The 7103-nt window shown below is 38.2% G+C and carries 4 protein-coding genes and 2 riboswitches; all 4 genes read left to right on the top strand.

Going from position 1 to position 7103, the window contains the following annotated elements:
- The first annotated feature begins 206 nt into the window (after positions 1–206).
- A complete protein-coding gene (locus tag PI85_RS21180; protein ID WP_036126042.1) occupies positions 207–1082 on the top strand; it encodes a phosphotransferase family protein in 876 nt (291 codons plus the stop codon).
- 155 nt (positions 1083–1237) lie between these two features.
- Positions 1238–1417, top strand: a riboswitch (cobalamin riboswitch).
- 279 nt (positions 1418–1696) lie between these two features.
- Positions 1697–3994 (top strand): 5-methyltetrahydropteroyltriglutamate--homocysteine S-methyltransferase, encoded by a 2298-nt coding sequence (gene metE / locus PI85_RS21175; protein ID WP_036126040.1) that lies wholly within the window; start codon positions 1697–1699, stop codon positions 3992–3994.
- A gap of 122 nt (positions 3995–4116) precedes the next feature.
- Positions 4117–4310: riboswitch (cobalamin riboswitch) on the top strand.
- Positions 4311–4453: 143 nt separating this feature from the next.
- On the top strand, positions 4454–6073 hold the full coding sequence (nikA, locus tag PI85_RS21170) for a nickel ABC transporter substrate-binding protein (RefSeq protein WP_036126038.1): 1620 nt from the start codon (positions 4454–4456) through the stop codon (positions 6071–6073).
- Between the two features lie 71 nt (positions 6074–6144).
- On the top strand, positions 6145–7098 hold the full coding sequence (nikB, locus tag PI85_RS21165; protein ID WP_225316168.1) for a nickel ABC transporter permease: 954 nt from the start codon (positions 6145–6147) through the stop codon (positions 7096–7098).
- Positions 7099–7103: the final 5 nt, after the last annotated feature.

Below are 7103 nucleotides of genomic sequence, written 5' to 3'. Positions count from 1 at the left end.
ACTTTTTGGGGTCACTTCATAATACGGAAAGCGTCTTTATTCATGGCAATGGCCAGATTGTGGAGCATCTTGTTAATTGATTTGGATTTTTCTGTTAAAGTATAGTTGTGATTGTGAAGAATTGTTATTAAACTATAGGAACAGATAAGTTCAACAAGAGTTTACGTATCAAAAAGCTAGAAAGAGACTGAAAGGGAGTATTACTAATGAATAATAACTTTATTGAAAACATTCAATCGCTTTATTCGGACCTTTCCATTGAAGACATTTATCCTAATGAAATTGGACAGAATAATGATGTGTTTATTGTAAACAAATCTTTGGTTTTTAGGTTTCCAAAATATAAAATTGGAATCAATCAATTAAAAAGAGAGACGGAAATTTTAACATACATTAAAGGTACCATTTCAACTCCTATTCCGAATCCAATTTATCAATCTTTTGAAGAGTTAGAACCAGGTAAGGTCTTCACCGGTTATCATCTAATAGATGGTGTTCCTTTGTGGAAGGAAAGTTTAATAGGTGTGAAGCGTGTTGATTTAGTTAAAGGGTTGGCAAAGCAACTTGTTACTTTTCTTGTAGAACTTCATTCTATATCAGGAGAAAAAGCAATTCGAGATTTGAAACTAAAGGTTCGTAATCCTCATGAAGAGATGTATAACTTGTATAATAAGATTCAAAATAAATTATTTCCTTCTATGAGAAAAGACGCTCAACAGGAAATCTCACAATCTTTTGAAACGTTTTTAAATGGGAAGGCATTCTCCAATTTAGATATAACACTTATACACGGAGATTTCGGAGCATCTAACATTTTGTGGGATCCAGAAACAAGTATGATTTCTGGGATAATAGACTTTGGTGGTTCGGGTTTAGGAGATCCAGCGTATGACTTTGCTGGAATACTTTCTAGCTATGGTGAGGATTTTTTTGATATGTGTATTACCCTATACCCTAATGGTCATGAAATATCTGAACGAGTAAAATTTTATAAAAGTACATTTGCTTTACAAGAAGCATTGCACGGGATTGAAAATGGAGATAGACAGGCTTTTGAAGCTGGAATTAAAGATTATAAATAGTTCGCTTGTACAATTAATGTGGAATTAGTTTAATTAATATAAGGCATTATCACTGATCCAAATTGTTGACAATTAAAAACAGAGTAAATATATAAGTTTTTATGTAAAAACAATTTCTACTATTCTGAAATATATGGTATAGTAGGGGCATAACTGAATAGAGTGTAAGAAATGGTGCCAGATGAAAGTCTGGCTTAAAAGGGAAGTCGGTGCAAATCCGACGCTGTCCCGCAACTGTAATTCGGAGCAAATCACAAATGTCACTGGGAAACTGGGAAGGCTGTGAGGCGTGTTGATGAGAAGCCAGGAGACCTGCCAATTTCTAGTACACACCAAATACCTACGTGGAAATAGGTGGTGAATAGTGACCAAAAAGGCACTGTGCGATAATAAAAGATTTTACGGAAATTCTACTTTTTCGTATTGTTTTTGTCTAAATAATTTTACCATGCAGCCATTTTCCGAGAAGGGGAATGGCTTTTTTTCATGCTACTATTCTGTATTCCAGAGCAAAATCTACTGGTTTTCGTATAGAGCCACTGAATCTAGCATGGGATGACACAAATTTGTAAGAGCAAGTAACCATAAACTTATTGATGAAAGGGAGATTAAATATGACTTATACTAGTACACTCATTGGCTATCCATATATCGGAGATGACCGCGAATGGAAGAAGGCGTTAGAAGCATTTTGGCGTCAAGAGCGAACGGAAGAGGATTTTCAGGCAACCCTAAAAAGTATTCGGTTATCGCGGATTGAAAAGCAGCTACAATCTGGCATCGATATGGTGACTGTAGGAGATTTCACTTTGTACGATAGAATGTTGGATACAGCCTTAATGTTTGGCTTAGTACCCAAGCGCTTTAACTGGCAAGGTGGAAGGGTAGATTTACATACCTACTACAGTGTAGCGAGAGGAAATCCTTCAGCAGTAGCTAGTGAAATGACCAAATGGTTTAATACCAACTATCACTACATTGTTCCTGAATATGAAGGGCAACCGTTGCAACTAACAGAAAATAAGGTATTGGCCGACTTTTTAGAGGCAAAAGAAGCGTTCGGTATTATTGCGAAGCCAACACTTATTGGCCCCTATACATTTTATAAGCTAACTAAGGGCTACAATAAATTAACACAGGTTGAATATTTAGTAGCCCTATTACCTCTCTATGCTCAGATTATTCAAGAATTAGTAGATGCAGGTGCGCAGTGGATTCAATTAGAAGAGCCTTCATTAGTGACGACACTTGACTCAGCAGAACGGAAGCTAGTACAGGAAATCTATACTCAGTTAGCGACAACCGTTCCAGCAGCAAAACTAATGCTACAAACATATTTTGAAGCATTATGCTCCTATGAAACATTGATTACATTGCCTGTCCAAGGGTTTGGTTTAGATTTCGTACATGGCTATAAAGGGAATATGGAGTCACTTCGACAATTTGGTTTCCCTCAGGATAAAGTTTTAGCTATAGGTATTGTTAATGGTCGTGATATATGGCGTTCGAACCTAGCGGAGGCTAACGCCACGATTCAAGCTATTGAAAAGCTTAGCGATGCGAAGGAATTGTGGATTCAACCCTCAAGTAGCCTTCAGCATGTACCAATATCAACTTCACTTGAAAAGAAGCTGGACCCTATTCTCAAACAAGCACTGGCGTTTGCTGATGAAAAAATCGTAGAAATTATTGAGCTCACTAAATATAGAAAAAATCAAGACGGAACGCTACGTCATAATTTTTCAGCAAGTATGAAGGCCATTGAAGCCCTAAAAAATCATTCGATTCGTCAAAATAAAATGATCCAGCAAGCCGCTCAATCCTTATTAACGGAGGATTTTGAGCGACATAGTGATTTTAATCAACGTCAAAAAATACAGCAGCAGGCGTTAGGACTGCCACTATTCCCAACAACGACAATCGGCAGCTTTCCTCAATCTGATGAGGTGAAAAGAAATCGTAATGCTTGGCGAAAGAAGCAATTGTCGAATGAAGACTATGAAGCATTTATTGAACTGGAAACAAAGCGCTGGATTCACTTGCAGGAGGATCTTGATATGGATGTACTTGTTCATGGAGAATTTGAACGGACAGACATGGTCGAATATTTCGGTGAGAAATTGACGGGCTTTGCCTTTACTGAAAAAGCATGGGTTGTTTCGTATGGCTCTCGCTGTGTGAAGCCTCCGATTATTTATGGAGATGTTGCATGGTCTTCAGCCATTACCGTGAAAGAGTCTGCGTATGCCCAAAGCTTAACGAAGCGCTTTGTAAAAGGGATGCTGACGGGACCAGTGACCATTTTAAATTGGTCCTTTGTACGCGATGATATTTCTCGAAAAGATGTCGCTTATCAAATTGCATTAGCACTTCGCAAGGAAGTGGGAGCACTTGAAACGGCAGGCATCTCCATTATTCAAGTGGATGAACCAGCACTTCGAGAAGGGTTACCTCTTCGTAAAGAAGAATGGGGGACTTACTTAGACTGGGCGGTCAATGCCTTCAAGCTTGCTACATCGAGTGTTGAGGATGAAACACAAATTCATACACATATGTGTTACTGCGAATTTAACGATTTCATAGAACCCATTAGCGCGCTAGATGCAGATGTGATTTCCATTGAAACATCACGTAGCCATGGGGAGCTAATTTCTTCCCTCCAAGTAAATCCTTATACAAAAGGAATCGGATTAGGTGTTTACGATATTCATAGCCCACGTGTGCCGAGTGAAGGCGAAATGTTAGCCATTATGAGAGATAGTTTACAAGTTCTAGACAAACATCAATTTTGGGTTAATCCTGACTGTGGCTTAAAAACAAGGAAAGAGCCAGAAACAATCGCGGCTTTAGCTAATATGGTAGGCGCTACTAAAATATTGCGTCAGGAAGTGAAGGAATCTATATCAAGATAACGAAAACGATGTAATAAAAGCAAAGATCAGGGTATCTACCTGGTCTTTTTGTATGGAGGTTTTATTATATTCAGAAAATAAAATTGACGTGAACATTTCAGCATGTTATGTTTATTACTAATTTCAAATATTGCATTACAAGTTTGAATGAAAGTATTTTTCATTCAATTAAAAGGAAAATGGGTGTAAATCCCATGCTGTCCCGCAGCTGTAAATGAGGAGTTTTGTTTCGATTACCACTAAGTTCTATCTTGGGAAGGTGAAGCAAAATGATGATTCATAAGCCAGAATGCCTGCTTGTAAGAAGATTCATTGATGATCTACGAAAGATAGGGAGATGGATGGAAGCTTACGTATTTGTAGGTTTATCTGTCCTTATTCTTGTGGAATAAGGTTTTTTTATGCCTTTTTCTATTCAATTTGTAGATATGAACAGGGAATAGAGATAGGAGACAAAAAATGAGATGGACAAAGTATTTACTGCCTTTCCTGCTTGTTTTGACCTTGAGCTTTCTTGCAGGTTGTACTAGCTCAGAAAAGGACAAAGGAAATTCAGCATCAACAGAACAAACAGATGAAAAAATGATTACGATTGGATGGCCATTAGATGTAGGGCCATTAAATCCACATACATATTTACCAAATCAGATGACTGCTCAAGCCATGGTTTATGAATCTTTAGTGGCGTATAACGATGATGGCACAATTACGCCAAAGCTAGCAGAAAGTTGGGACATCTCAGAGGATAAAACTGCCTATACGTTCCATTTACGCAAGGATGTTACCTACTCGGATGGGACTGCCTTTAATGCTGATAATGTGATTCGCAATTTTGATGCAGTATTAGCGAATCGTGACATGCATTCTTGGATGGGTATGGTCAATCATATTAAAGAGGTCGTCAAAGTAGATGATTCAACAATACGTTTGCAATTAGATGAACCGTATTACCCTGTGTTAAACGAATTAGCCTTTGTTAGACCATTCCGTTTTTTAGGGGATAATGGCTTCCCAGACGGCGATGCAACAAATGATTCCATCCAATCAGCTATTGGCACAGGTCCATGGGTATTAACCGACTATAAAAAAGATGAATATGCAGTATTTAGCCGTAACGAACAGTATTGGGGTGAAAAACCACTCGTAGATAAGATAAAGGTTAAGATCATTCCAGATTCGGAATCTCTTTCGTTAGCCTTTGAAAATGAAGAATTAGATGTCATTTATGGTCGAGGGATTATTAGCTTAGATAACTATACGTATTTAAGAGATAGTGGCAAATATAAAACCGCTACATCTGAGCCGTTGTCTACGAAAGCATTACTGTTCAATACACAGTCTGGGCCGTTAGCTGAGCTAAAGGTTCGACAAGCTATTCAATATGCTATCAATAAAGAACAAATGATAGACAGTATTACACATGGTACAGAAAAAGTGGCAAACACGCTATTCTGGGATGCAATTCCTTATGCCAATATTGATTTGGCGCCCATTATATATAATCCTGAAAAAGCGCAGAGATTGCTAGATGAAGCGGGCTGGACGCTACAGAAGGGTGAAAAAATTCGTTCGAAAAATGGCCAACCCCTTACATTAGATTTAATCTATATTGCTACTGATGCCATTCAAAAACCTATGGCGGAGTTAATGCAAGGCGAGCTAGCAAAAATAGGGGTACAGTTAAATATTGAAGGCGCAGATGTTATGGTCGGTCTGCAAAAATTAATGGATGATCAGGTTGATATTAACTTCTGGCGTACAAATGGACCGCCGACTGATCCACATAGCTTTGCAAATGAATCAGCTACACCAAATGCTAGTGGTGTATATGAAGCAAAATTAGGCTTACCAAATGCTCAAGAGATTGATACAAACATACATCAACTACTAGTTGGTAAAGATGAAGAGGAACGTGTGCAGCTATATACGGATATTTTAACAATGTTCCACGATCAAGCATTATTCTATCCAATATCGCATGAAACGAATAATGTTATTTATCAACCATATATGAAGGATTTTGCACCACGTGCTTCTGAATATGACATTCCATATGCACAAATGGATAAAGAAAACTAAGTATGAAAGAGAGAGTGTGTCGAAACAGGACAACTCTCTTTTTATCATCGGATGAAATAGGAAGTGACGACATGTACGAATCGACTTGGATGTTTTGTGTAAAAAGAATTCTCACACTTCCATTTGTATTAGTAGGCGTATCTATTCTGACCTTTGTGTTTATTCGTTTCGTACCAGTAGAACCGGCAGAGGTCATCCTTCGACTCTCAAGAATTGCCCCAACACCAGAGGCTATACAAGCTTTACGAGAAGAATTAGGGACAGACAAGCCTTTTATCATGCAGTATCTGCTATGGGTAAAAGGCGTTTTACAGCTAGACTTTGGGACATCTTTTGTTAGTAAATTACCCGTGGCTCATGAGCTATTTGCTAAGCTACCCGCTACCATTGAATTAGCTATAGTAGCATTTATCCTAATTTTAACTTTTAGTATTCCATTAGGGGTTGTGAGCGCATTATATAAGCATTCCTTTATCGATAAAATCATTCGATTATTTACAGTACTAAGTGTATCCATCCCAACATTTTGGTTAGGGTTTATCCTACTCTATCTTTTTAGCTTAAAACTTGGCATTTTTCCGACGAATGGAAAAGGTTCGGTAGCACATATTGTTTTACCAGCCTTCACCTTAGCTTTACCTACAATCGGATTGTTCTCACAGTTTATCCGCTCTGCCATAATCGAAGAATACGAGCAGCCATATGTAAAATATGCACAGCTTAGAGGTTTGAAAAAATCGGTCATACTCATCCGACACGTGGGGAGGAATGCTGCCATACCAATATCAACTTTGTTTGGGATGACACTCGGAAATTTGCTAGGTGGTGCTGTCATAGTCGAGCAAGTATTTAGTTGGCCGGGGCTTGGTCGATATTTAATAGAATCCATAACGAATCGTGATTACCCCGTTGTACAATGCTATGTGTTGGTGATTGCTGTCATCTATGTGCTCGCCAATTTAGGCACAGATGTATTGCATCGTTTATTGGATCCTCATCTGATGATGAAGGATAGGAGAGAGTAAAGTGA

Origin of the sequence: Lysinibacillus sp. A1 (genome assembly GCF_000801965.1) — a bacterium.
In the GTDB taxonomy this organism is placed as follows: domain Bacteria; phylum Bacillota; class Bacilli; order Bacillales_A; family Planococcaceae; genus Lysinibacillus; species Lysinibacillus fusiformis.
Note: the sequence above shows the minus strand (reverse complement) of the source record. Positions and strands in the feature narration are given on the sequence as shown.